Here is a 24,087-nt window from a genome sequence, read left to right as displayed (position 1 = left end):
TTCTACGGAATGGGGTTATATTTTTTCAAGGGAGTAAATATTGTTGACAATGGCGTAGATTACGATTCCCACTGTATTTTTGGCTCCAATTTTTTCAAGGATTCGTTGTCTGTGGCTTTCCACAGTTCTTGGGCTTATAAAGAGTTTTTCGCCTATTTCATTGTTGGTAAATTCCTGGCAGATCAGTTTTACAACGTCTTTTTCTCTTTCAGACAGTTCATCTTCTGTTTCAAAAAGCGAATTTTTCTTGGCTGTGCTGTTCATATAGGTAAACAACATCTGGTGATCTTCGGCTGTAAAGAAAACTCCGTTTTTATCAACCATTGTTATGGCATCTATAAACGTTTTTTTATTTGAATTTTTGGGAAGAAATGCAGAAACCCCCAGTTTCACCATATACCCCAGAATGGAGGTTTTGTAGTGGGAAGAGAGAATAATAATTTTAAGATCAGGATATTTTTCCTTGAGAATCTCCACCAGTTCAAATCCGTTCATTGGTTTCATCTGGACATCTACAAGGGCAATATCAGGAAATTCTGATTTTGAAAGTTTTTCCAGATCTTCTATAAAATCGGGACCGTTATCAGCTGTAAGGCTAACAGATATGTTTTTTTCATTAGACAGCAGCATTTTCACTCCTTCAAGGATTAGCTGTTCATCATCAATCAGTGCTATTTTGATTTGGGAACTCATGATATTTTGGAATTTTTACAATTAAACGACTTCCTTTATTTAAAAAAGTTTTTTTCCATTTGTGAACGGCATTCATAGATTGAATTCTGGATTCAATATTCTTGATTCCCATTCCTTTTTTCACCTCTTCATATTCAAACCCCTGTCCATTATCTGAAATAACAACAGCCATATTTTGTGAATAATCTTTGATGTAAATCCACAGGTCTGTAGCATCAGAATGCTTGATAACATTGGTGGTAAATTCCTGAATAATCCTGTACAGCTGTACTTCTACAAAAAGGTCTTTCTTTTCGTATCCCGGCATTACCTGCAGGGAAATATTAATCTTATGAGAAAGGTTGGCAATGAGTTCTTCAGCATATAAAACCAGCCCCACCGATTCAAGATTAACAGGATATAGTGAGTGGGAAATACTTCTGGCAGCGTCAATCAAGGAAGACATTTGGCCGTAGATATTTTTTTTAATCACCTCATCACCCTGGGTATCCAGATTATTAAGCCATAAGGAGAGGATATTGAGCCTGTTTCCAATATCATCATGAATCATGACTGCAATTCTTTTTCTTTCCTCTTCCTGGGCTTTGATGTTCTCAAGTACTAATTTTTTCTGATGAAGAACTTCAGCTTCATGCTGGGTGTTTTTTTCTTTGATAATCCTGCTTATAAAAGCCCTGTAGGCTAGCATAATAAAAGATACTATAATTGCTATGGTAACAATTATAAGGATCAACAGGTTAATATTTAAGGTTACTTCTTTAATTTGATGAAAGTATATAAAAGTGAACAATACAAAATACTGGAAAGAATATTATTGGCGCTAAAAAGCATGTAATAATCACTTTCTGAAAGATTGGCGATCTGATGCTGAACAATAAAAATAAATACCGACACTGAGTAGTAGAAAAATATACTGGCATCCACAAAAAGAAACCGGCTCTGGGCAGATCCTATTTTGATTTCACTAATCAGGGTAAATCCTGAAAGGCAAATAATAATGATATTTGAAACCACTTTTGCAATATCTGCATTGGCAGGATAATCGAAACCATATTTTGAGATCATAAACCCGACAGCCAGTGTTCCTACCAGGGGCAGAAGATATTTTGGCCAGTCCAGTTTTCTTATGAATAAACCTGTTAGCAGGAAAAACTCTCCGGCAATATAAAACGGATAAAGAAATGAGGTATCATTGAGCCTGAAAACATAAGGCAATACAAGATTCAGTAATTCAATAAAAAAAAGAAAAGCAATACAATGAAAATATTGCCTTTCCTTATGATTTAATATGCGGTATTTAGCTGCTCCCAACAGTATTACAGCCAGAAGCAATCCGTAGTTGAGGAATAAAATCGTCTTATAAAGCTCTGCCATTCCTAACGATATATTTTAAAATTCACTCCCTACATCCGGGATACGGCAAATAGGAGGACATGGTTTTGCCCAATCATAGGTATTGGTAATCAACTGTACGCGCTCTGCTTCGCTTTGAAGGTTTTCATGGAAAGATATAAAGATAAGTGTTACCAACATTTTACCATAGATATCATTGTATTTAAGTCCGAAAGAGCAGGTAATTTTTGATAAACCAGCATCTGACAGGCATAAATCGGCTGTAGGAACATAGAACTTTTTAAAGATTCCTCCTCCCTCAGATTCTTTATATTCCTTGTAAAACCAATCCATTCCAGATTCTCTCCATCTTTCAATGGCTTCTACTGCTACATCCTGTTCCAAAATAGGCTTATTGGATACCGGGAAAGCCATATCTGTATTTTTCTCTATTTTTTCAAATCCCTTGGACAGAATTGTATTTTTAACAACTGTATATTCCAAAACTTCCTGAAGTTTCAGATCACTTGTAAGCTCAGTAAGGTAACTGCATGGGTATTCCTTTTGGTCAATCCTTTTCCCTTCATTATTCATAGGATAAAGGATTAATATCAATGTCCCTTTATGAATACCTATTGCTGCACAAAATTCCGGATATTCCTTATATTCCCTCATCCAATCAAGTTGGCCTTCGGAAATATTAAAAACATAGTTGGTTGGGATTAGATCTTTTAATCTTGTAAAATTGGTACGACACGTGTTCCAATCCTCTGTAGCAGCTCTGCACTCGTCTACAGAAAGCATGAAGTCTACAATGTTTAATGTTGTCATAAGCGTGGTTTTTAGTTGTATAAAATTATACAAACTAAACATGCTACGCAAGTAAGAATTTAACTAATAATTTTTCACCGTAATATGATAACAGCTTTGTTGTTTTTCTTTTATGTAATATATTCTACCAGCATTTGCATAATGCTTTAAAACTTTCTCTAATGCCATTTCCATTTTCGGATTGTACTTGAGAACATCATTGAATCTTATATAGGAAATATCGAAAGAGTTGCCATAATTATGAGAACTTATCCCTAGTGAGGCATTGGAATTTACTTTTCTTAGCCTGCATTGGTCTTCCAGTGTTCTTGTAATGGATGAAACAGTAAATGTTCCTCCTTTGGTAGCCTTACTGAATTTAGTCCCCATATTTTCCAGCGTGGTTTTCGCCTTAGAAACCATATACCCTCTGCTATAATCAAGTTTTTGGACACGATATCCTTTCCCTGACTTCTTTATTTTATGAAATTTTCCTTTGTTGATGTATTTCTGCAGTATTTTAGAATCTTTGAGCAATTGAATACCAAAACTCTTTGAGGCATCAAGATGGGGTTTATAAAGTGCAGTAGGCTCCACTTTCAAAACAGTCGTAAGATCATAGCAGGGAAGAGCTTTCTTCGCTGCCTGCGAATAATGTAAACTATAAATAAAAGGCACGAAGACCACACACAGAAACTTTTTCATTAACCACCACTTTAAATTACCAACGAAAGATAAATCGTTTATGTTATATCTTTCAACTATGACTCTAATAGTATTCAAATAAATCCCAAACAAACATTAAACCAAATTATTGAATTTATAATTTTTGTTCCCACATTTTTGAAATATTTTTTCAGTTTTAACTTTTTATTTTAAGATATAAATTCTACATTTGAGATACATTTTTAAAATAAACAACATGATAAAAAAACTTTTTGCTGAATTTTTCGGCACATTTTGGCTTGTTTTCGGAGGTTGCGGAAGTGCAGTCTTCGCAGCTGGTGTTCCCGATATTGGTATTGGGCTTTTAGGAGTTGCACTAGCCTTTGGTCTTACAGTTCTTACAATGGCATACGCTGTAGGCCATATCTCCGGAGGTCATTTTAATCCGGCTGTTTCCTTTGGACTTTTAGCAGGTGGAAGATTTTCTGCAAAAGATCTTATTCCTTACATTGTAGCACAATGTCTGGGAGCTATTGTTGCAGCAGGATGTCTGTACACCATTCTAAATGGTGCCGGAGTGGTAGATTTCTCTAAACCGGGTGCATTTGCCACCAACTTCTACGGAGAGGCTGTTTATAACGGAAAAGCATTCAGCATGGGAGCTGCATTTCTGGCAGAGTTCTTATTAACAGCATTTTTCCTTATCGTCATTATGGGAGCAACGGATAAATGGGCTAATGGTAAGTTTGCGGGAATCGCAATTGGTCTTGCGCTTACTTTAATTCACCTGATCTCTATTCCAATTACCAATACTTCTGTAAACCCTGCAAGATCTCTTTCTCAGGCTGTTTTCACAGGAGGACTTGCCATGTCACAACTTTGGTTGTTCTGGGTAGCTCCAATTTTAGGAGGAATTGTAGGGGGATTGATCTACAAATTCTTACTTCAGAGAGATTCTACCGAAGTAGTAGAAGATTAGAATATGCTTACAAATAGATTAACTTAAATAAAGAAAACCTGTCAGCCGACAGGTTTTTTTATTTCAATTTTTTGATTTCAAAAGGATTTTTAAAAATCAGTTCTTCATGTTTACCTTTGATTTCCATTTTACGTTGAAGTAAATTCAAAGCCATTTTTCTAATGAACAGGTCTTTATCGTTTAGCTTCCAGTAAGAATCTTCATGAAGTCTTTTGGGTTCGCGGATAAGATAAAATTCCGTTTCCCAGGTGTCTGCATTATGATAAAATTCAATGATACCACAGTGTTCAGGAATAAGATTGACATCTATCATTCCCATTGGCAATAAAAAACTGAACGCGTTACAGATGTAGTCTCCACAGGAAATCTTGTCATGCTTCAGAAATTTCTCACCGGTATCTTTATTTAAATATGACTTCCTGAAATCATTTTTAAAGTCACTTTTTGAAAACTTGATCTCTATTTCATGGCTCATCCCTTCAGCATCAACTATGAGTATATCTGCCTCCCAGTCTGCCTGAAAATAATTTGTCAGAACGAGTTCTTTCTCAAAATCGCAGTGAGAATGAATGTAAGCGTGAACAAGTTCTTCTATTTTGATCATGAGATGGTTTGAAATAGGGTTAAAGGTAAAGATTCAGATATAAGAGGAGACTTTATCTCTGAATAACAAATCTTAATCAGCTTACCAGCAAGCTACAGCCTCGGATATCAGAATGGTCTATTCTTCCCAATACCTGAAATTTTTCTCCTGTTATTTTCCCTAAATCCTGAGTAGCAATAAAGGAGCATGAATGAGTATTGGCAAGATCAATAATATTAATAGCTCCTGTTCTTCCCTCTTGTTCATAAGAAAAAGGATCTTCTGCATTTCTAACCATAATCTTCATCCAGTTAGGACAGCTATATTCATTATTTCCCAAAGAATAAGCCTGGGACAATAACTCTGTCATAGAATATTCTGAATAAATTTTGTTCGTATTAAAGCCGTTCTGTAAAATCTTCAGAAGTTCATCCTTTGTCATTTCTTCTTTTCGTCCTTTCATTCCGCCCGTTTCAATAACAGTCATGTTATGAGATTCAGAAATTGACAGATTAAGAGATTCTATGGTATCTAAAAAATCTAGCAGGGCAAAGGAAACCCCAAAAAGAATGACTTTTTTATCTTTTAATTGGTGTAAGAGGTCATAAAGTTCGGAGTGGTTGTAAAGAAAATATCCGTTTTCAGGTTTGTCTGATTTTTTCATCAGATAATCCACCATATAAATCAATGAGGAATTTTGTTTTTCCAGATAACTTGGAAGCAGGCCAAGAAAGATAAACTCCTCAGGTTTTCCAATGAACTGTTCAAAACTTTTATAAATGCTTTCCTCATAAAGTTCAGGATTGGCTATGAAATGTTTTGATAGATTCATCTGTGTAGTTCCCGAACTTTGAAAAAACAGATCAGTAGTTACATTTTGATCCAGAATCTGATGATTTTTAAACATTTCAATGGGTAAGAAAGGAATTTTTTCAAGACTTTTAACCTCATCCGGATTGATGTTTAAATAGTCAACAAATTTCCTGTATACTTCAACATTTTCATATTGATAACGAAATGTTTTCAATGATGCATTCAGGAAATCCTGCTCTGTTTGTATGTTGAATATACTTTTCAGCTCCATAATTTTTAATCTTCTACAGTTTTAAAATAAAGCAATTATTGAGAAACAATATTTTTATTTAATAATTTTTTAATACTAAAATGATACTTTGGTAAACTTCTTGTAAGTATTTATTTGGAATATGGATTAAAAACAGAATGGGTCTCCCACTCATTCGCAAATTACCTCTTTTAGGGGTAATTTTTTTGTGATTTATTTTTCGTAGACCTTTAATTCAAAATCCTTTTCAAAAACGCCATAGGTAAAATAAGAAATCCAGTCTCCAAGGTTGATATACTTTGAATTCTGTTCCAAATCCAGTACCATTGGAAGATGTCTGTGCCCATACACAAAGTAGTCAATCTTCTGAGTTTTCAGTTTTTCTTTGGAATAGATAATCAGGAACTCTTTGTCCTCACCTAAGAAAGCTTTATCCTCTTCTCCGGAGATCATTTTATTCTTTTGAGAAAGGTATAATGCAATTTTCATTGCAATATCCGGATGAATCCATTTGAAAAACCATTGTGCCACCGGATTGGTGAATAGTTTCTTCATTCTTTTATACCCTTTGTCTCCAGGTCCAAGTCCATCACCATGAGCCAGCAGAAACTGCTTGCCTCCCATTTCAAAGTATTGTTTCTGATAGAAAACCGTACATCCTATTTCTTCTTCCAGATAATCTTTCATCCACAGGTCATGATTTCCTACAAAGAAATAAATATGAATTCCTCTGTCTTTCAGTTCAGCAATTTTCCCTAAAACACGCACATATCCTTTTGGTACAACGTGTTTCCATTCATGCCAGAAGTCAAAAAGGTCACCCATTAAAAATAAAACCTGTGCATCTTCCTTAATTTCATCCATCCAGCGTATAAATTTCTCCTCACGCACTTTGCTTTCCTGAAGAGTAGGAGCTCCAAAATGCTGATCTGAAGCAAAATATACTTTTTTTCCAGGTTCTAAATTAATTGTTGTTTTTAACACCTTCTGCGTTTTATGGGGTAATAATTATTGATTGTCTTCTGCAAACCATTCTCCATAAGAGTTTTCTGTCTCATGAAGTTTAAGATAAGCCAGTGATATTCCCTCAGGAAGTCTGGATTTTACTTTGGCGGCAATAGCATACAGCATATTTTCACAGGTTGGCTGGAAGCTGCAATAGATTACTTTATGTCCTTTTTGCTCAAGATCATCTCCCAATTCCTTATGGGGAGTTAAAGCGTTTAAAAGAACTGCATGATCCCAAACGTCTACAATTTCAGATTTTACGATACTTTTGATATCTCCGAAATCAACTACCATCCCGTTTTTAGGGTTTTCAATATCATTAATCGGCTTTCCTTTCACCGTTACAAACAGCTTATAAGAATGTCCATGCATATTTTTACACTTCCCATCGTAGTTGTACAGTACGTGGGCCGTTTCGAATGTAAAAATTTTTGTTATACGTATCATATTGCAAAGATATGATAAAACCGTTAAACACAGAAAAGACTGTTTCTATTACAGCGATATTCAAATCTGCATTTAATCTATTTTCAGGGTTAGATTATTGTCTTGTGTTCCGTCTACGTTGGCAGCATTGTAAGGAACTGTTAACCATCCGTTTTTGTTCATGACAAACTTAAAGTTATACGTTTTTCCTTTTTCAAAGTTTGATTTTGGGATCGCCAATTCAAAAGTATGGTTGTTTTTGGAAATTAATTGATAGGATTTATGATCCGCTTTCCAATCATTAAATGAACCTGCCACTGAAATACTGCTAACCAGCTCAGAACTTAGATTTTTAGGGTATTGGTAAGAAAATATGACGTTGTCTTTTTCTATTCTGTATCCGTAAACATCTTTTTTCAGATTAGGATGAACATAAGGTTCTGCAATGGTAATCTCCTCTGTAAATGTATATGGATCTATGAGTTTTTTGTCCATAATTCCGGCAATATGATTAATCATTTGATACATCACCGGAAATCCCTTGTTCCCATTATACATGACAACAATACTCATATCATTATCAGGAAAAATACTGTATGCGCTTACATTTCCACCGGAAAAACCATACGATCTTATATTATTGGAATCTGTAATTTCCCAGCCATACGCGAATTCAAATCCATTATTTTTGTAATTAAATGGCTGCCACATCCTTTTTTTTGTTTCCGGCTTCAAAAAATCATTTTTACTAAAATGTATACTCCACTGTAGAAAAGCAGGAAGTGTAATGGCCAGTCCATTTGAAGAATGGGCTCTCACGCCTTCAATGGCAGTTAATTTTTCGTATTGTTTTGTTGTAGAATTGTAATTATACTTCCCTACCCTGTTAGGTATTTTTTCTACAGAATTGGAAGAAAATACGATCTGATCTCTGGAATCCGGAAATTGATTTTCTATAATAAAGTTTTCATAGGTTTTTCCTGTTATTTTTTCAATGATCATCGTAATCAGCAGGTAATTGGTTTGGTTATACCTATAATGATCTCCGGTTTCAAATTCCATTTTTTCCTTTCCTAACCGGTCAATGACTTCGGCATTGCTTGCATTTACCGAAATATCTTTAAAATCAACCCAGTTTGGAAGACCTGAAGAATGCGAAAGAAGATTCTTCACCTGAACATTTTGCCATTCCTTGGGTAAGTTGTCCACATACTTTGAAACTTTATCTTCCACGGACAGTTTTCCTTCTTCAATAAGTTTAAAAAGGCCAATATTTGACATTAACTTTGTATTGGAATAAATCCTAAACTTTGAATTGGAATCTACTTTTTTATCACTTTCCAGGGTTTCTGCTCCGTAATATTTTTGGAAAACTATTTTGTTATTTTTCACAATTCCCACAGACATTCCTGGGATTTCATTGATTTGAATAACATTTTTCACATAGCTATCGACAGCTTTTGATGGGATTGTTTTTTGGGCATAGCAGAAAAAAGAAAGATTAAGTAATAATCCGGTTAAGATAATTTGTTTCATTTTTGTATCGTTGATTTCTTTATATAAGACAATTCTGGAGATTATATTATTACCTTTAGGGTTGTAATTTTTCTATTTCAAATCCCCATTCTTTCAAATAGTCCAATCCATTTTGTTTTTTTATAGTATTTTCTCCCGTCCAGCCATTTTTTAGCCCTTGTAAAATGAGTTGTCTTATATATTTTGGTTCATTCATATTGACTACTTCTATTGAATTTGTAATCTTATTAGCAAGACTAATCCCTGATTTTAGAGGCTGTCCCATTATATAGTCATCAAAAGTTAGGAAATCAATAATTAGTGGAGTTTGCTTGCTTCCGTTTAAAAAAATTTTAACGGTCAGAGTATTGGTTTCTGTCCCTTGATGATATTGATCTGTGACCACATACAGGTACTCCAGATGATCAACAACTATTTTTCTTAATTTATTTTTCATTCTGCATTTTCTGTTTCTAATTGTTTGCAGAGTATATTTTATCTGTAGTAATCTTTTCCTCCAATTCCGATGCTCCAGAAATTTTTTGCTTTTATCAGATCTTCTTCCAGCCAGTTTTTATTTTCATCATATTCGTTATTGGCTTTCATGTCGGCAATATCTTCTTCTACATCTTTTTCCGTTATCTGACGCCATACTCCCACTGAATTATTTAAAAAAGCATAACAATATTCCGCTTCACAATCATCAACATCCCCATTATTTTTTTCTGAAAGAATCTCAATAAGCTGATTGGCACCAATCTGAAACGGATCAATCCCATAGATTGAAAGCTCTGTGCTTTCAGGAAAAGGCCCGTAAATAAATTCTATAAATTCAGCATTTTCATTTTCATCAAGATCTATTCTAAATTCATAATCATCGTAGAATAATTGCTCCTCACTGGAGCTATCTGATGGGGGACCCAATAATTTTTCAATATTGAACCTGGATTCTCCCAATGGAAGTTTTCCGATGTTTTCAATGTGAATACCATCTAATGGTATAATCTCAATTTTTATCATTTTGTGGACATGGTTATTTAGATTTTGAAAATTTATAAGATCAGCCCAAGTTTTTCGAGCCAGTTTCTTTCTAATCGTTTTATTTTCTTTGTTTCAGTATCAAACAAAATCCAAAGTGTACTTGAATCTACCACCAGTTCACCATTGCAATAAAATTCTACTTTTCTTGGCTGTTTGGCACCTTCAGGAGTTTTGGGATAAGTTTTTGCTGTAATGACATCATTCAGATATACTTGCTTTTTATATTGGATATGGTGATCCAGAAGCATCCAGACATCATTTACATATTCTGTCTTTTGTTTTAAAAGATCCCAGTGCTCAGCTGCTATTTCCTCTACCCAATGTACATACTGCACATTATTGACATGGTTGTTCTGGTCTATATGTTCTTCCGTTACCTGTATCTGTCTTTCATATATTAAACTCATCTCTCTGAAATATTTACTCAAATTTATGATTTAAAAACAAAACGTGCTTTATACAAAAAAAACGGAATCAGATATTAATCCGATTCCGTTTTATATTATTCTAACAATAAGATTATTTTTTAGACTTTGGAGCAGCCTTAGTTGTTGCAGAAGCTCCCAGTTTAGTTTTTACCTGAGCTGTAATATCCTCACTCCCATCTGTATAAACAAGATTATTACTATCCTGTGATGAAGTATCAAATATATAATTCAAATTTCTTTCTTTAGCTACAGCAGAAATAGCATCCTTTACTTTTTGTTGTATTGGAGCAAACAATTCATTTTGTTTAGCAGAAAGTTCTTTAGCAGCCAATGCTCTGGATTCTTCTATTTTTTTAGCTAATCCCTGTAGTTCTGTATGAGCAGCCATCAACTCTTTTGTTACAGCTTCCTTATTGGCTTCTGTAATTGTACCCTCTTTATCTTGTGCAGCTTTAAGTTTAGTCTGATACTCATTGATCATTTTTTCAATTTCAGTCTGCTTTGCTTTAGTCAACCCTTCAATAGTTGCCCCTACCGTTTTTACGTCGGACAAATTAGCAAAAATATCATCAGTGTTCACGTTTCCAATCTTCTGCTGAGCATTGGCAGCATTCGCTGTTAATGTTAACCCTGCTGCAATAAAAAATAATTTAATTAACTTCATTTTATATATATTTCAAAAAATTCATTTTTTTCGAGTCCAAATATAACATAATTTTCCATTTGTTTTCGGTCTATTTTTTTCCACACAATCAAGGAGTGATTAGCACCAAAAACATTTTGAAATTATACTAAAAATCCCTTCTCAGTTTTGAAAAGGGATTTGAAAAATATGATGCGAAATACTAATTATTAATGAAACTGTGCTGTTTCCGTAGAATCCTTCATGGCTACTGTAGCAGAAGAACCGTTGGTAACAACATTTTGTACCTCATCAAAATATCCGGTTCCTACAAAAGACTGATGCTTCACTGCACGGAATCCTTTTTGCTGTAGGGCAAATTCACGTTCCTGTAATTCTGAATATCCTGCCATTCCTCTTTCTTTGTAGGCTAAAGCCAGCTCAAACATAGCCGTATTCAAGGCATGGAATCCCGCCAATGTAATAAACTGGAATTTATACCCCATTTTTGCCAGCTCTTCACGGAAAGTAGACATCTCTTCCACACTTAGCCTTGCTGCCCAGTTAAAAGATGGAGAACAGTTATATGCAAGCATTTTTCCTGGAAATTTTGCATGAATTCCTTCCGCAAATTTTCTTGCCTGTTCCAAATCCGGATTAGAGGTTTCCATCCAGATCAGATCTGCATAGGGCGCATAGGATAATCCTCTGTCTATCCCCTGATCTACTCCGTTTCTTACTACATAAAATCCTTCAGAGGTTCTCTCTCCTGTCACAAACTTCTTGTCTCTATCATCAATGTCTGAAGTCAATAAATCCGCAGCATCAGCATCGGTTCTGGCAATAATAAGACTTGGAACCCCTAATACATCTGCCGCCAGACGTGCTGCTATTAATTTATTGATGGCTTCCTGAGTAGGAACCAGTACTTTCCCACCTAAGTGTCCGCATTTTTTTGCAGAAGAAAGCTGATCTTCAAAGTGTACACCGGCAGCTCCAGCCTCAATCATCTGCTTCATCAGTTCAAAAGCATTCAGGTTACCTCCAAAACCAGCTTCAGCATCCGCAACAATTGGCACAAGATATTCTCTATCTCCGGCACCACTTACTGACTGAACCTGATCTGCTCTCAATAAGGCATTATTTATTTTTTTTACTACAGACGGCACTGAATTCGCCGGATACAATGACTGGTCAGGATACATTTCTCCTGATAGATTGGCATCCGCTGCCACCTGCCATCCGGAAAGGTAGATTGCTTCCAATCCTGCATCAACTTCCTGTACGGCCTGGTTACCTGTTAATGCACCAAGTCCTGCTACATAATCCTGGGTATTTAATTTATCCCAGAGTTTTTTAGCCATTTCTGTAGCAATGGTATAATCAATTTTGTAAGAACCGCGAAGTTTTAAAACTTCTTCAGCTGTATAGGGTCTTTTTACTCCGTTCCAACGTGGGTTGGTCAGCCAATCTTGCTCTAGAGCCTGGGTTTGTTCTTGTTTTGTTTTCATAATATTTGGATTTTGTTAGATTAAGGTTTGGTTTAAAATTCTAAGTGTTTTACTTTCAATTTAAATAAAAGGATAGGCCTTTAGGGTTAAAAATTCTTCAAATTTTTCTGAGAAAATCAATTCATTAAAAAGTTCTTTAGCAAGATTGAATTTTCCGTTTTTGAAAAGGGTTTCTCCCACATACTTTTCAATATTATCCATTTCTTCGGTTTCCCATTGCAGGATCATATTTCGGGTTAATGTTCTGTCATCAATCAATACGGCTTCATTTTTCAGCCATTGCCAGATCTGTGTTCTGGAAATCTCTGCGGTTGCTGCATCTTCCATCAAGTTATAAATGGCCGCAGCTCCTGTTCCCATCAGCCAGCTTTCAATGTAAAGAATTCCGACGTTGATGTTTTTTCGGACACCCTTTTCTGTAATTTCACCTTTAGGAATTTCCAGCAGATCACTTTCTTTTATATGGTATTCAAACTTTTTATCAATTTGATTTTTTGATGGCATATACTGGTTAAAAATTTCCATCGCTACAGAAACCAATGCAGGGTGTGCCACCCAGGTTCCGTCGTGTCCATTTTTTACCTCCCGTTCCTTATCGCTTTTTACTTTTTCAAAGGCAATATTATTGGCTTCATCATTATCTTTTACAGGTATTTGTGCAGCCATTCCGCCCATTGCATGAACGTTTCTTTTATGACAACCTTCAATGACTCTTTTTGAATAAGCGCTCATAAAGGGAGAAGTCATTGTTACCTGATCTCTGTCCGGAACAATAAACTCAGGCAGGTTTCTAAATTTTTTGATGTATGAAAAAATATAATCCCATCTTCCGCAGTTTAATCCTGCACTATGTTCTTTTAATTCGTATAAGATTTCATCAATCTGAAATGAAGCAGTAATGGTTTCTATTAAAACTGTTGCCTTAATAGTTCCCTGTGGAATTTCCAGATAATTTTGTGCAAAAACAAAGACTTCATTCCACCATCGTGCTTCTTTGTAATGTTCTAACTTGGGAAGATAAAAGTAGGGGCCACTTTCTCTTTTTAAAAGATTTTTTACATTTCTGAAAAAGTAGATTCCAAAATCCACCAATGATCCTGAGGTCTCTTCTTCATTTATTTTAATATGCTTTTCCGGAAGATGCAATCCTCTTGGCCGAACCAATAAAACAGCCGTTTTTTCATGAAGCTGATAGCTTTTTCCTTTTTCGTTTACAAAATCAATGGTTCTGTTTACAGCATCAGAAAGATTAATCTGTCCCTCCATGCAGTTTTCCCATGTTGGCGAGGTGCTGTCTTCAAAATCCGCCATAAATGTTAACGCTCCGGAATTCAAGGCATTGATAATCATTTTGCGGTCAACAGGTCCGGTAATCTCCACTCTCCTGTCTAATAAGTCTTCCGGTAACGGGGCACAAACCCAGTTCCCATTTCTGATTTCTTCAGTTTCCTTTAAAAACTCTGGAAGCACTCCCTGATCGAATTCCTGCTGAGTTTTTTTTCTTTCTTTTAAAAGTTCTAGTCTTTTAGGATTAAAGTTCTGGTGAAGAGCAATCAGAAAATCGATTAAATCCGGAGTAAAAATTTCTTCAAACTGTGTCTGAGCCGTTATTTTTAGTTGAGTCTTGGTTTCCATAACTAATTGATTTTGTGATTTGATGTTACAAACATAAATAAAAATTTTCACAAATAGCGAACGTTCGCTAAATTTATTTAAAAATTATTATGCGAATAATCGCATCTAAATATTTATATTTGAGTAATGAATTCAGAAAGCGACTTTATCAAGACAGTTTTCGGGCTGAAACTGAAACAGCAGAGACAAAAGAAAAATTGGTCTCTACAGGACCTTGCTGTAAAAACCGGATTATCAAAATCTTACCTTAATGAAATTGAAAATGGGAAGAAATATCCTAAGCATGACAAGATCATTCAGCTTTCTGATGCCCTGAATTGTACTTTTGATGACCTGGTTTCTACGAAACTGGATAAAAGCCTTGCTCCTTTTAATGAAATTCTTCAATCGGATTTTTTTAAGGAAGTTCCTTTGGAATTGTTTGGGATTAATAAAAATAATCTTATCAGTATCATTAGTGACGCTCCTAAAAAGGTAACTGCATTCATTAATGCATTAATAGAAATATCACAAAACTACAATCTTGGAAAAGAGCGTTTTTACTTTGCTGTTTTAAGATCATTTCAGGAATTGTATGATAATTATTTTCCGGAAATTGAAAGTAAGGTAAATTTGTTTACTGAGGAGAATCATTTACAGATTGATAAAAACCTGAAGTCTGACATTCTGGAAAATATTCTTACGGAAAAATTTAGCTATACGATCCAATCTGAAGATTTTGCAAAATATGGTACGCTGGACAATCTGCGGTCTCTTTTTATTCCCGAAAAGAAATTGCTTCTTCTAAATAAAAAGCTTGAGAAAGATCAAAAAACCTTTATTCTGGCAAAAGAAATAGGGTTCAATGTCTTAGAGCTGAAAGTTCGTCCTACTACCTATTCATGGCTTGATTTTGGAAGTTTTGAAGAGATTTTGAATAATTTTTATGCATCTTATTTTGCAGGAGCATTATTAATATCAAAGGAATCTGCCATTGAAAAGGCTTCTGAGTTTTTCCAGCAAAATATTTGGGAACCGAAGAGCTTTGAGGAACTTATCAGTAGCTTCACCCATTCTCCTGAGACGTTTTATTATCGCCTGACCAATATTCTTTCTGCGGAAATGGGAATTAAGGATTTGTTTTATTTATGTCTTGTCAAAAAGAAAGACTCTGATAAGATTCAGATTTTAAAGGAACTTCATCTCAACCACCAGCAGGCTCCTCATGCCAATGCTACTAATGAGCATTACTGCCAGAGATGGATTGCTGTAAAAAACCTTCACCATTTAACGGAAAATGAAACGCTGACAGATGCTCAAATCTCTCATTACAAAGATCAGGGAATAAGTTATCTGGTTATTTCCACTTCTCAGAAAAATCCTTTTTCTGATGGCAGTAACAGAAGCTACTGCTTGGGAATTCTTTTAAATACCCAAACGATTAAAAAGATTGGCTTCATCAAGTCTCCTTCGCTAAAAACCATCAATGTTGGGGTTACCTGTGAATCCTGTAGTATTGCGGATTGTGAGATAAGGCAGGCTCCTCCTGTACGACTGGAAAAGGAACATTTTAATCTTAGTATGAAGAATTCAATCGAAAGAATTAGAAAAGAATTTTAGTATTGGGGTGTTGAACAAGAGAGTATCGAAAGAATTTTGTGTTTATGGTATTGATTATTAAGCTAAAACTTTTTCTTATCTTAGTAAAAACACATTGATGATACTTGACTTACTTTTCCCTAACCGATGCATTCATTGCAATAGAATCATTGGGCCTGATTTTTTGGTTTGTGATCTTTGTTTCAGCCAAATTCATTTTACTCATTATGATTATTTTGAGAGTAATCCTATCAAGGAAAAATGCAGTCTTCTTTTCCCTGTTGAAAATACCTTTGCATTAATCAAGTTTGAGGAAGAAAGCCTAAGCCGAAAAATTATTCATGAACTGAAATATAGAGGCAGGGAAATAACGGGGAAAATCTTAGCGGAATGGACAACTACCCATCTTGATTTTAAAAATCAGCATCCTGATCTTATGGCAAGCGTACCTCTTCATCCTAAAAAATTGAAGGAAAGAGGATATAATCAGCTTCATCTATTTACAGAAAGTCTTTCAAAGTTTTATAAAATTCCATTTGATCATCAATTGATTAAAAGAAATCATTATTCTAAAGCTCAGGCGTTAAAGGATAAACAGCACCGTTTAGAAACGGCTAACCCGTTTTCCGTCACCCAACCCATTACCGGAAAGCACATTCTTTTGATTGACGATGTTTTTACCACTGGAAATACTGTTTCCTCCATTGCTTGGGAAATTCTAAATGCAGGAAATAATAAGGTGAGTATTTTAGTGATGGCCGTGGATGTCTGAATTTTTAAAATGTTCAAGGATTTCTATATTCAAACTATTTCACATCATTACTTTAAAATTCATTTTCACCTCCCGATTCTTTTGCTTAATTTTCAGGAAAACTAAACCATCATGCCTCATCTGATCTTATTACACGGAGCTTTAGGCCATAGTGATATCTTCAAGCCTTATCTGGAGAGCTTATCTGCCTATTTTACTATTCATACTCCATTATTTTCAGGACATGGAAATCTTGAACTTCCGACGGGAGGGATCAGTATAGAAAAATATACACTAGAGCTAACGAAATATTGTAAAGACAATAATCTGAAAGATGTATTTATGCTGGGACACAGCATGGGTGGATATGTAGCGCTCTGCTATGCCATGAACAATCCTGAAAATGTAAATTCCATTATAACTCTGGGAACAAAATTTGACTGGAATGAGGATCAGGCTTTAAAGGAAAGTAAAATGCTGAATCCTGATATTATTTTGGAGAAAATACCACAATATGCTCAACTTTTAGAAATTCAGCATGGTACAAAATGGAAACAACTTCTTCCTGCTATTGCTGATTTGATGATTAATCTAGGGAAAAATCCACCATTAAATAAAAACCTTTCAATCATTACTATTCCTGTTCAAATCATGGTGGGAGACAAAGACAATATGGTAAGTATTGAGGAAAGTACTGAAGTTTATAAAAGCCTTCCAAATGCAAAATTGGCCGTACTCCCGGATACAAAACATCCCATGGAAAAAGTACGACCTAATTTATTATTGAATTTAGTAAAAGATTTCTGGAATCTTTCTTAAACTGTTATCGTTGAAGTTTTTCTCCGTAGCTTAAATCTCCGGCATCTCCCAATCCTGGTGTAATATACCCTTTCGATGTTAGCTGCTCATCAATAGCTCCTACCCATATGTGAGCATCAGGATAAGCATTTTGAACTGTTTCAACTCCTTGCCTTGAAGCAATGGCTGCCACAATGTGAAGCTGGGTTGGGGTTCCGTTTGTTAATAAGTCTTTAATTGCCTCAATTAATGAAGCTCCAGTTGCTAACATTGGATCTGCAACAATCAAAGGTCTTCCTTCAATGCTTGGACAAGTCAGATAATCCTGTTTGATGGAGAAATAATCATTGGCATCGTGCTTTCTATAGGCAGCCACGAAACCACAATCTGCTCTGTCCAAATAGTTTAAAATTCCTTCAAACAATGGAACTCCGGCTCTTAAAATAGTTGTAATAACCGGCTGAACAGCAATTTCTGTACTTTTTATAGTATCTAAGGGAGTTTGTATTTCAACTTCTCTTATCTCTAATCCTTTGCTTATTTCAAAAGCTGCAATTTCTCCGATTCTTTCCATATTTCTTCGGAATCTCATTCGGTCATGCTGAACATTAACGTTTCGAAGTTCGTTAATCCATTCATTGACAAGGGAAAAGTTTTGTGATAAAATAGTAAGCATGAAGATCTTAGGGTTTTAATTATAGTGGGTTAACATTAATTCCTGCAAAATTACAACTAAAAAACGAATTTGCAGATTGATACCAGCGCATTAAGGTATATCTATAAAAAATCTGGCAAGGAATTCCTCACCAGATTTTTATTAAAAAGTCATTTTATTTTTGTCTGAAATACACTTCGATAGGAACTCCGGTAAACCCGAATTCTTTTCTTAATTGATTTTCAGTAAATCTTTTATATGGTTCCTTCACATACTGCGGCAGGTTGCAGAAGAATACAAACTGTGGTGATGGTGTAGGAAGCTGAACACAATATTTGATCTTAATATATTTTCCTTTAAGTGCAGGCGGCGGCGTATTTTCGAAAATAGGAAGCATTACTTCGTTTAATTTTGAAGTTTTGATCTTCTTTTTACGGTCTTCATAAACCTCCATTGCTACTTCTACGGCCTTCAGGATTCTTTGCTTAGTTAAAGCAGAGACAAATAGAATTGGAATATCCTGGAACTGACCGATTTTGTCTTTAATTGATTTTTCGAAGTCACGGATTGTATTTGTTTGCTTGTCTTCAATCAAATCCCATTTGTTGACAAGAATTACAATTCCTTTTCTATTCTTTTGTGCCAGTCCAAAAATGTTCATATCCTGAGATTCCCATCCTTGCGTAGCATCTACCATGATGATCACTACATCAGAATATTCAATAGAACGGATAGATCTCATTACGGAATAGAATTCTAAATCTTCATTTACTTTAGATTTTCTTCTCATCCCCGCAGTATCTACCAATACAAACTCATGTCCGAATTTGTTATATAAAGTTTGGATACTATCTCTTGTAGTTCCTGCAATATCTGTTACAATATTTCTTTCAACATCAAGTAGAGCATTCGTCATTGTAGATTTCCCTACGTTTGGACGACCTGCAATGGTAATTTTAGGTAATCCTTCAAATGGATCCTTATATTCTGTTGTTGGAAAGTCTCTTACAATATCATCCAACAAATCTCCTGTTCCTGAACCTGTCGCTGATGAAAGAGTGTAGTATTTATCAATTCCTAGCTGATAGAATTCCGTTGCCGGAAGCTCTTCTTTAGAAGAATCCACTTTATTAATTACAATGTAAATAGGTTTGTTGGATCTTCTTAGTAATCTGTAGATTTCGTAGTCCGTATCTGTAAGCCCCTCTTCTACGTTCATCATAAAGATGATTGAAGTAGCCTCATCTACTGCTAATTGTACCTGCTTACGGATCTCTTCTTCAAAGATATCATCTGTACCTACATCATAACCTCCTGTATCAATTACAGTAAAGTCTACTCCATTCCAGTCAGATTTCCCGTAATGACGGTCTCTGGTAACACCGGCTGTAGAATCTACAATAGCCTCTCTTCTTTCTAATAAACGGTTAAAAAGCGTGGATTTCCCTACGTTGGGACGTCCAACGATTGCGACAATATTTGACATAAAAAATGTTTAATAATCCTGTTGCTATGCCCAGGATAAGTTATTAATGGGTTACTCCAACTTTTGGAGCCCAATTTTTTGCAAAGATAAGATTTTATTATTTAGTAATAAAAATGTAGCGGTTTTGGAATTTTTTATGAAAAATAATTCTTTGGATATCAGAAAGTAAGGCCACCCAAGCCCCTATTATGTTAATAAATATTTAATTTTGATTTTCATATTTAAAATAAATTATATAATTTCGCAGCATCAAAACAGACCTATAGTGTAACGGTAGCACTCCGGTTTTTGGTACCGTCAGTCGGGGTTCGAATCCCTGTGGGTCTACAAACCATCCTTTTTTAGGATGGTTTTTGTTTTTTAGTCAATAAATTTATTTTTAAATTTTAGTATTGATAGTATTTCAATCGTTTCACACCCTCTACATCAATAAAGATTTTTCAATTCCTCTAGGGTCTAACGCCTCTTACTCATTAATCTGTTTCATTAGTTTTACATATTTTTCCAACTACTGGTGAACAAAAATCACTGAACCCAATTAATAGAATTCTAAGTCTTCATCTCGAGTTGAAATTCGATACTGAATTGGCTTTCCTGAATTATATCAAAACTTCCAAAAAGAAGACAAAGTCAAAAATGGAACTTCAGAAAGACAATAAACTGCACTCCTTTTTAAGGGAATTTAAAACTAACAATTCTGGAGGGGAAAAATTATCCTTGAGTATATCGGGGCCTGGCTTATTGAAAGTAAACTGAACATTTTGTCCATTTCTTTTTGTAAAAACAAGGGGTTTATTTTATAAAATCCAATTCCTGCCCAACTTGGATCTTAGTGGGAATATAAACTTTATAAGTACACTTTTTACCAGTGACAGGGCTGAAATATATTTCGGTTCCCATATCAGAGTAAGATCCGGAGATAGATGCTTTGGTTAAAGTAAAGGATATCTTATGGATTCCATCCACACTTATTCCTTTAAAAATATTGATGTTTTGAATGGGTTGTTCAGAAATGCTGCTTTCCGTTACATTAAATAACAACTCCTTTCCGTTTAGATCAAATATTCTTAGCTGTAGAGGCTGTTTCTTGTTTTTTATAAACTCTTTTCTGAACTTCTTCACATCAAATTTAAAATGATATTCCGTGTTTTGAGAATACAGTCCAACAAAAACGAATAAGAGAATCAGCGATATTTTTTTCTTCATGATTGAGGCTTTTATATTTAAACTAGCATTTTCTAAAAAAAAGAGATGGCCTAGCAGCCATCTCCATTATATTTTTCAGTTCATATTATTTTTTAATAACAGTTTCCTGATGGATTAAACCTTGCTTATCAAATAATCTTAAAATGTAGGAACCTGTTGAATATTCTCGGAAACTTATATTCCCCGAATATTTCTGCCTGCCTGTTAGATTTCTTCCAGACATGTCATAGATTTCATATTGATTGATATTCTGGTCAGTCATTACAGACAATACATCTTTTACAGGATTAGGAACAATTTTTATACCACCGCGGGTCTGGATATCTCTCACATTCAGACTTTCAGTTAAGGTAAGAGTTCTGGAGTTCCTGCTTTCATTTAAACAGATATTCAAGGCAACAAGCTCACTGATGCTTTTGCCCACAAAGTTTGAAACATTCGCTGTGTTGATATACGAGATGCCTTGTACAGTATATGTGCCTGTTGGCAGAGACGTAAAATCTGCAGTGGAACTTACAGCCTGAATTTTACCTGTCGAAATATTAATTGCAGCAAATGTATAGTTGTAACCTGAAGGTGCCATAGATGTTTCATATAGGCTTCCAGGGCCTGTAGCAGTTATGGTATAGCTGGTAGCATTGGCTGGACTCGAGAAATTAGAAAGAACCATATAATAATCTACCCCTTCGCTTAACACTACAGCTTTTGTGGATCCGGTAGAACTATAACTTGAGCCGTTGTAGTATGAATTTGAAGTTAAAAAGTTAGCCATTGAAGCAGGACTTCCGGAATGTACAGAAGTAATAAGGAATCCTGATGATTTGGAGAAAACATAGGAACCACTTTCCGTTACTCTGAATTTAAATGTATTGGTCACCGAGCTGCTGCTTACAGAGTAAGGAGCCGTCATTGCAGAGTTACTGTATACAATAATTCCATTTGTGCTGGTTCCAACATTATATACAATGGTTTTCGAAGTATATGGAGAACCTGCAGCAGGAGGTATGGACATATTCAAATTGCTTGACGGGCTTCCTGCAATTGTTGTGACAGCCGTTTTTGGTGTAATGTACGATGTATAAGCATTGCAGTCTGATGTTATCGTAAAATTATTGTCGGAAACATCAAAGAATTCTGCATATGGATTGATCACACCCACTATCTTGATTCTAGCCTTATCCGTAGCAGGAATATAAGGAATAGTAACATTGGAACTTCCATTATTTAAAACATTGGAAGCCAAGATATAGGGAAATGTGACGCCTCCGTCTCCAGACAACAGGATATCAACATTACCTTTAATGGTATTCGTATTATTCACATCCCATGTAACCGTGATGCTAGCATTTGATGCCACTGAAATACCCGTTGCACTTGGATAGGTAACAGCCAGTGGTCCTGTATTATTAACAGTTACAATAATTTCATCTGAATCCAATCCTCCATTTGTAATATTATTATCCCTTACCGTAAAACGAAATTTCATTGTTCTTGCCACTAAAGGCAGAGCTTCAGCATCATTGGTGGGAGGATTGTTTTGATTGTTAAGAACAAATTGCATTTTAGGAAAATACCTTTCTGTGGTAGAGATACTTTGCTCTGATCGGAATAATGGAGCAGTGGTACTGTTCACTGCAGTATAGCCGCCTGTCCCGGTAATGGTAGAGCCAAATGCTCCTTTATCGTTAGCAGAAGCTATATCAGCCTGCTCCCAGGTATAAGAAATATTACTATCATTAGGATCCGTACCAATTCCTTTTAATTTGAACGGGGTGTTTTTCGGAATGGTAACATCTACTCCGGCATTAGCGGAAGGAACAAGGTTGGCACTAGCCATCAAGGTATAGCAGCTAGCCGATGATTGTAGATTGGCCAGAATCTGGTCCAAGCTTTTTGCGTTAAAATAGTTTAAATTATTGTTCCCTGTATTGGTCTGATTATTAGGTGTTGTACAATTGTTGGCATAGCTCATGATCGTTGATCCTGCCCCTGGTTCAACAGCTGTAGTCGAATCCCATCCACTTGTACAAAATGTAGGACTGGTTGCACTACCTCCCACAGCATTGTAGGTATGCCAGGCAGAAAACTGATGTCCCATTTCATGGGCGATTAAGCCTGCAACGGTTCCTTTTGGCATAGTTAAAGCCCATTGGCTCCATGCTCTTGCTTTCGAAGTGTTGTTGCAAGGCTGCGGACCAGCCTGTCCCTGTGCCCCGCCACTGCTTAAGATATTAAAGGTATGCCCTATGTCATATTTATTGTAGACCAGTGTGGCATTGGTATTAAGTGTATTAAAACCGGTCTGTGAATTTGCCGCGCTGGCAAAAGAAGGATCAACAGTGAACGGATCTGTAGCAGCATCAGTAAATATCAATGACTTATTGGTGGTTTCTGCAATAAGGCTGAACGTTACTGAAAGTTCAGATTCATAGATCTTATTGATCAGATTTACCATATTAACAAGTTCTGCCAGAGCATCATCCGTATTTCCGCTAAAAGCCTGAGCAAACTCACCAGTAGTAGCCACTGCCAATCTGAATTTACGAATCTGATTTCCAAACGGAAAATTGGATACTGATTTGGATGCTAAAGATTCTTTAACTGCAGCCAGTTCTTTAATGACTTCATTTTCTTCCACACCGCAAACGAATCTTTCTCCAAAGTTTGAAAATGCACTATAAATTCTATATTCACCAGGAGCTGTTTTATAGGGTTCCACAAAAAAGTACCCAGCATTGTTTTTAATAATGGCATTAAAGTGATCTTTAAAAACAGAGAGCTTTAAAGAAGATGTTTTATCTTCACTTATCCCGTCAAAGGTAAGGATGCTTCCAAGTCTTTGGTCTGTAAGACTGTTTTCATGTAAAGTAAATCTTGTCTTTCTTCCGTCTTCTGTAGGAAGACTAATAGACATTTCTGAGATTTTTTCTTTCTTTAAGCGATTTTCTTTGAATTGATTTTCAAATCCCTGAAAGTCGAAGCGGAAAATACTACCCGGCAGTGAATCATTTTTTGAAAGATTCTGTGCACCCAAATAGTTAAAAACCATTAGTAGGGCTAAAATAAATTTGTGCTTCATATCTATATGTTTTACACAAAATTAGTAAAAAAACAATGATAGCAATATGAATAATTCATTTACAATTGTTTTTATTGAAAAACAAATACTAATAACTTAAAATTAATGATATTTTATCATAAAATACGCAATTTAATTAATAATTCACTTATTTTTAAACAGAATTCAAGAATAAACAATTAAAACATTATATAATTACAATTTAATCAAGTAAAATATCAT

The 24,087-nt window shown here is 35.3% G+C and carries 24 protein-coding genes and 1 tRNA gene; 5 read left to right on the top strand and 20 right to left on the bottom strand.

The features are described from left to right. Positions 1-15: 15 nt before the first annotated feature. The 5 genes from C7D53_RS02440 to C7D53_RS02420 all read right to left on the bottom strand — a co-directional run bounded on the left by C7D53_RS02440 (position 16) and on the right by C7D53_RS02420 (position 3,540). Positions 16-693 (bottom strand): response regulator transcription factor, encoded by a 678-nt coding sequence (locus tag C7D53_RS02440; RefSeq protein WP_106914807.1) that lies wholly within the window; start codon positions 691-693, stop codon positions 16-18. After that, complete coding sequence (locus C7D53_RS02435) at positions 662-1,426, bottom strand: sensor histidine kinase (protein WP_228422151.1); 765 nt, start codon at positions 1,424-1,426, stop codon at positions 662-664. The genes C7D53_RS02440 and C7D53_RS02435 overlap by 32 nt, the downstream gene beginning before the upstream one ends. Positions 1,427-1,443: 17 nt before the next feature. Continuing rightward, the gene (locus tag C7D53_RS02430) at positions 1,444-2,067 is read right to left on the bottom strand and encodes a hypothetical protein (RefSeq protein WP_106914806.1); all 624 of its coding nucleotides are present in this window, start codon (positions 2,065-2,067) and stop codon (positions 1,444-1,446) included. Between the two features lie 15 nt (positions 2,068-2,082). Further along, positions 2,083-2,856, bottom strand: a complete 774-nt coding sequence (locus C7D53_RS02425) for a hypothetical protein (protein WP_106914805.1) — start codon at positions 2,854-2,856, stop codon at positions 2,083-2,085. A gap of 63 nt (positions 2,857-2,919) precedes the next feature. Further along, positions 2,920-3,540 (bottom strand): DUF5715 family protein, encoded by a 621-nt coding sequence (locus tag C7D53_RS02420; protein ID WP_106914804.1) that lies wholly within the window; start codon positions 3,538-3,540, stop codon positions 2,920-2,922. A gap of 220 nt (positions 3,541-3,760) precedes the next feature. Here C7D53_RS02420 and aqpZ point away from each other — a divergent pair, with 220 nt between their 5' ends. After that, positions 3,761-4,480: an aquaporin Z gene (gene aqpZ / locus C7D53_RS02415; protein WP_106915548.1), complete on the top strand. Its 720-nt coding sequence runs from the start codon at positions 3,761-3,763 to the stop codon at positions 4,478-4,480. Between the two features lie 58 nt (positions 4,481-4,538). Here the strand turns inward: aqpZ and C7D53_RS02410 are convergent, their stop codons facing one another. The 11 genes from C7D53_RS02410 to aceB all read right to left on the bottom strand — a co-directional run bounded on the left by C7D53_RS02410 (position 4,539) and on the right by aceB (position 14,312). Beyond that, positions 4,539-5,084, bottom strand: coding sequence for a hypothetical protein (locus tag C7D53_RS02410; RefSeq protein ID WP_106914803.1), 546 nt, complete (start codon positions 5,082-5,084; stop codon positions 4,539-4,541). Positions 5,085-5,160: 76 nt separating this feature from the next. After that, positions 5,161-6,147, bottom strand: a complete 987-nt coding sequence (locus C7D53_RS02405) for a LuxE/PaaK family acyltransferase (protein ID WP_106914802.1) — start codon at positions 6,145-6,147, stop codon at positions 5,161-5,163. Between the two features lie 192 nt (positions 6,148-6,339). After that, positions 6,340-7,110, bottom strand: coding sequence for a UDP-2,3-diacylglucosamine diphosphatase (locus C7D53_RS02400; protein WP_106914801.1), 771 nt, complete (start codon positions 7,108-7,110; stop codon positions 6,340-6,342). Positions 7,111-7,134: 24 nt separating this feature from the next. Continuing rightward, complete coding sequence (locus C7D53_RS02395; protein ID WP_076352703.1) at positions 7,135-7,581, bottom strand: 6-pyruvoyl trahydropterin synthase family protein; 447 nt, start codon at positions 7,579-7,581, stop codon at positions 7,135-7,137. Between the two features lie 72 nt (positions 7,582-7,653). After that, on the bottom strand, positions 7,654-9,096 hold the full coding sequence (locus C7D53_RS02390) for a serine hydrolase (protein WP_106914800.1): 1,443 nt from the start codon (positions 9,094-9,096) through the stop codon (positions 7,654-7,656). A gap of 55 nt (positions 9,097-9,151) precedes the next feature. Beyond that, complete coding sequence (locus C7D53_RS02385) at positions 9,152-9,532, bottom strand: hypothetical protein (protein ID WP_106914799.1); 381 nt, start codon at positions 9,530-9,532, stop codon at positions 9,152-9,154. 38 nt (positions 9,533-9,570) lie between these two features. After that, entirely contained in the window at positions 9,571-10,095 is a 525-nt protein-coding gene (locus tag C7D53_RS02380) for a hypothetical protein (protein WP_106914798.1), read from the bottom strand. Between the two features lie 32 nt (positions 10,096-10,127). Then, complete coding sequence (locus C7D53_RS02375) at positions 10,128-10,523, bottom strand: acyl-CoA thioesterase (RefSeq protein ID WP_106914797.1); 396 nt, start codon at positions 10,521-10,523, stop codon at positions 10,128-10,130. 112 nt (positions 10,524-10,635) lie between these two features. Beyond that, positions 10,636-11,208 (bottom strand): OmpH family outer membrane protein, encoded by a 573-nt coding sequence (locus C7D53_RS02370; protein ID WP_106914796.1) that lies wholly within the window; start codon positions 11,206-11,208, stop codon positions 10,636-10,638. A 188-nt stretch (positions 11,209-11,396) separates the two neighbouring features. Then, positions 11,397-12,677, bottom strand: a complete 1,281-nt coding sequence (gene aceA, locus C7D53_RS02365) for an isocitrate lyase (protein ID WP_106914795.1) — start codon at positions 12,675-12,677, stop codon at positions 11,397-11,399. Between the two features lie 60 nt (positions 12,678-12,737). After that, positions 12,738-14,312 carry a malate synthase A gene (gene aceB, locus C7D53_RS02360; RefSeq protein ID WP_106914794.1) on the bottom strand — a complete coding sequence of 525 codons (1,575 nt, stop codon included), beginning with the start codon at positions 14,310-14,312 and terminating at the stop codon, positions 12,738-12,740. A gap of 126 nt (positions 14,313-14,438) precedes the next feature. Between aceB and C7D53_RS02355 the strand changes: the two genes are divergently transcribed. The 3 genes from C7D53_RS02355 (at position 14,439) to C7D53_RS02345 (ending at position 17,460) form a co-directional block, all read left to right on the top strand. Next, positions 14,439-15,911: a helix-turn-helix domain-containing protein gene (locus C7D53_RS02355; RefSeq protein ID WP_106914793.1), complete on the top strand. Its 1,473-nt coding sequence runs from the start codon at positions 14,439-14,441 to the stop codon at positions 15,909-15,911. 97 nt (positions 15,912-16,008) lie between these two features. Continuing rightward, on the top strand, positions 16,009-16,662 hold the full coding sequence (locus C7D53_RS02350) for a ComF family protein (RefSeq protein WP_106914792.1): 654 nt from the start codon (positions 16,009-16,011) through the stop codon (positions 16,660-16,662). 111 nt (positions 16,663-16,773) lie between these two features. Then, a complete protein-coding gene (locus C7D53_RS02345) occupies positions 16,774-17,460 on the top strand; it encodes an alpha/beta fold hydrolase (protein WP_106914791.1) in 687 nt (228 codons plus the stop codon). A 4-nt stretch (positions 17,461-17,464) separates the two neighbouring features. On the opposite strand, the gene upp is transcribed toward C7D53_RS02345, so the two are convergent. After that, positions 17,465-18,115, bottom strand: a complete 651-nt coding sequence (gene upp / locus C7D53_RS02340) for a uracil phosphoribosyltransferase (RefSeq protein ID WP_106914790.1) — start codon at positions 18,113-18,115, stop codon at positions 17,465-17,467. Between the two features lie 154 nt (positions 18,116-18,269). Beyond that, positions 18,270-19,580: a ribosome biogenesis GTPase Der gene (der, locus tag C7D53_RS02335; RefSeq protein ID WP_106914789.1), complete on the bottom strand. Its 1,311-nt coding sequence runs from the start codon at positions 19,578-19,580 to the stop codon at positions 18,270-18,272. 256 nt (positions 19,581-19,836) lie between these two features. Here der and C7D53_RS02330 point away from each other — a divergent pair. Further along, positions 19,837-19,907 (top strand) — tRNA-Gln (locus tag C7D53_RS02330). A 465-nt stretch (positions 19,908-20,372) separates the two neighbouring features. On the opposite strand, the gene C7D53_RS02320 is transcribed toward C7D53_RS02330, so the two are convergent. Together C7D53_RS02320 and C7D53_RS02315 are read right to left on the bottom strand one after the other, a co-directional pair. Next, the gene (locus C7D53_RS02320) at positions 20,373-20,786 is read right to left on the bottom strand and encodes a hypothetical protein (RefSeq protein WP_106914787.1); all 414 of its coding nucleotides are present in this window, start codon (positions 20,784-20,786) and stop codon (positions 20,373-20,375) included. A gap of 85 nt (positions 20,787-20,871) precedes the next feature. After that, positions 20,872-23,865 (bottom strand): zinc-dependent metalloprotease, encoded by a 2,994-nt coding sequence (locus C7D53_RS02315; RefSeq protein ID WP_106914786.1) that lies wholly within the window; start codon positions 23,863-23,865, stop codon positions 20,872-20,874. Between the last annotated feature and the right edge of the window lie 222 nt (positions 23,866-24,087).

The sequence above is a fragment of the Chryseobacterium aurantiacum genome, from assembly GCF_003020585.1.
Taxonomy (GTDB): Bacteria; Bacteroidota; Bacteroidia; order Flavobacteriales; family Weeksellaceae; genus Chryseobacterium; species Chryseobacterium aurantiacum.
This window is presented reverse-complemented; position numbering and strand designations above follow the sequence as displayed.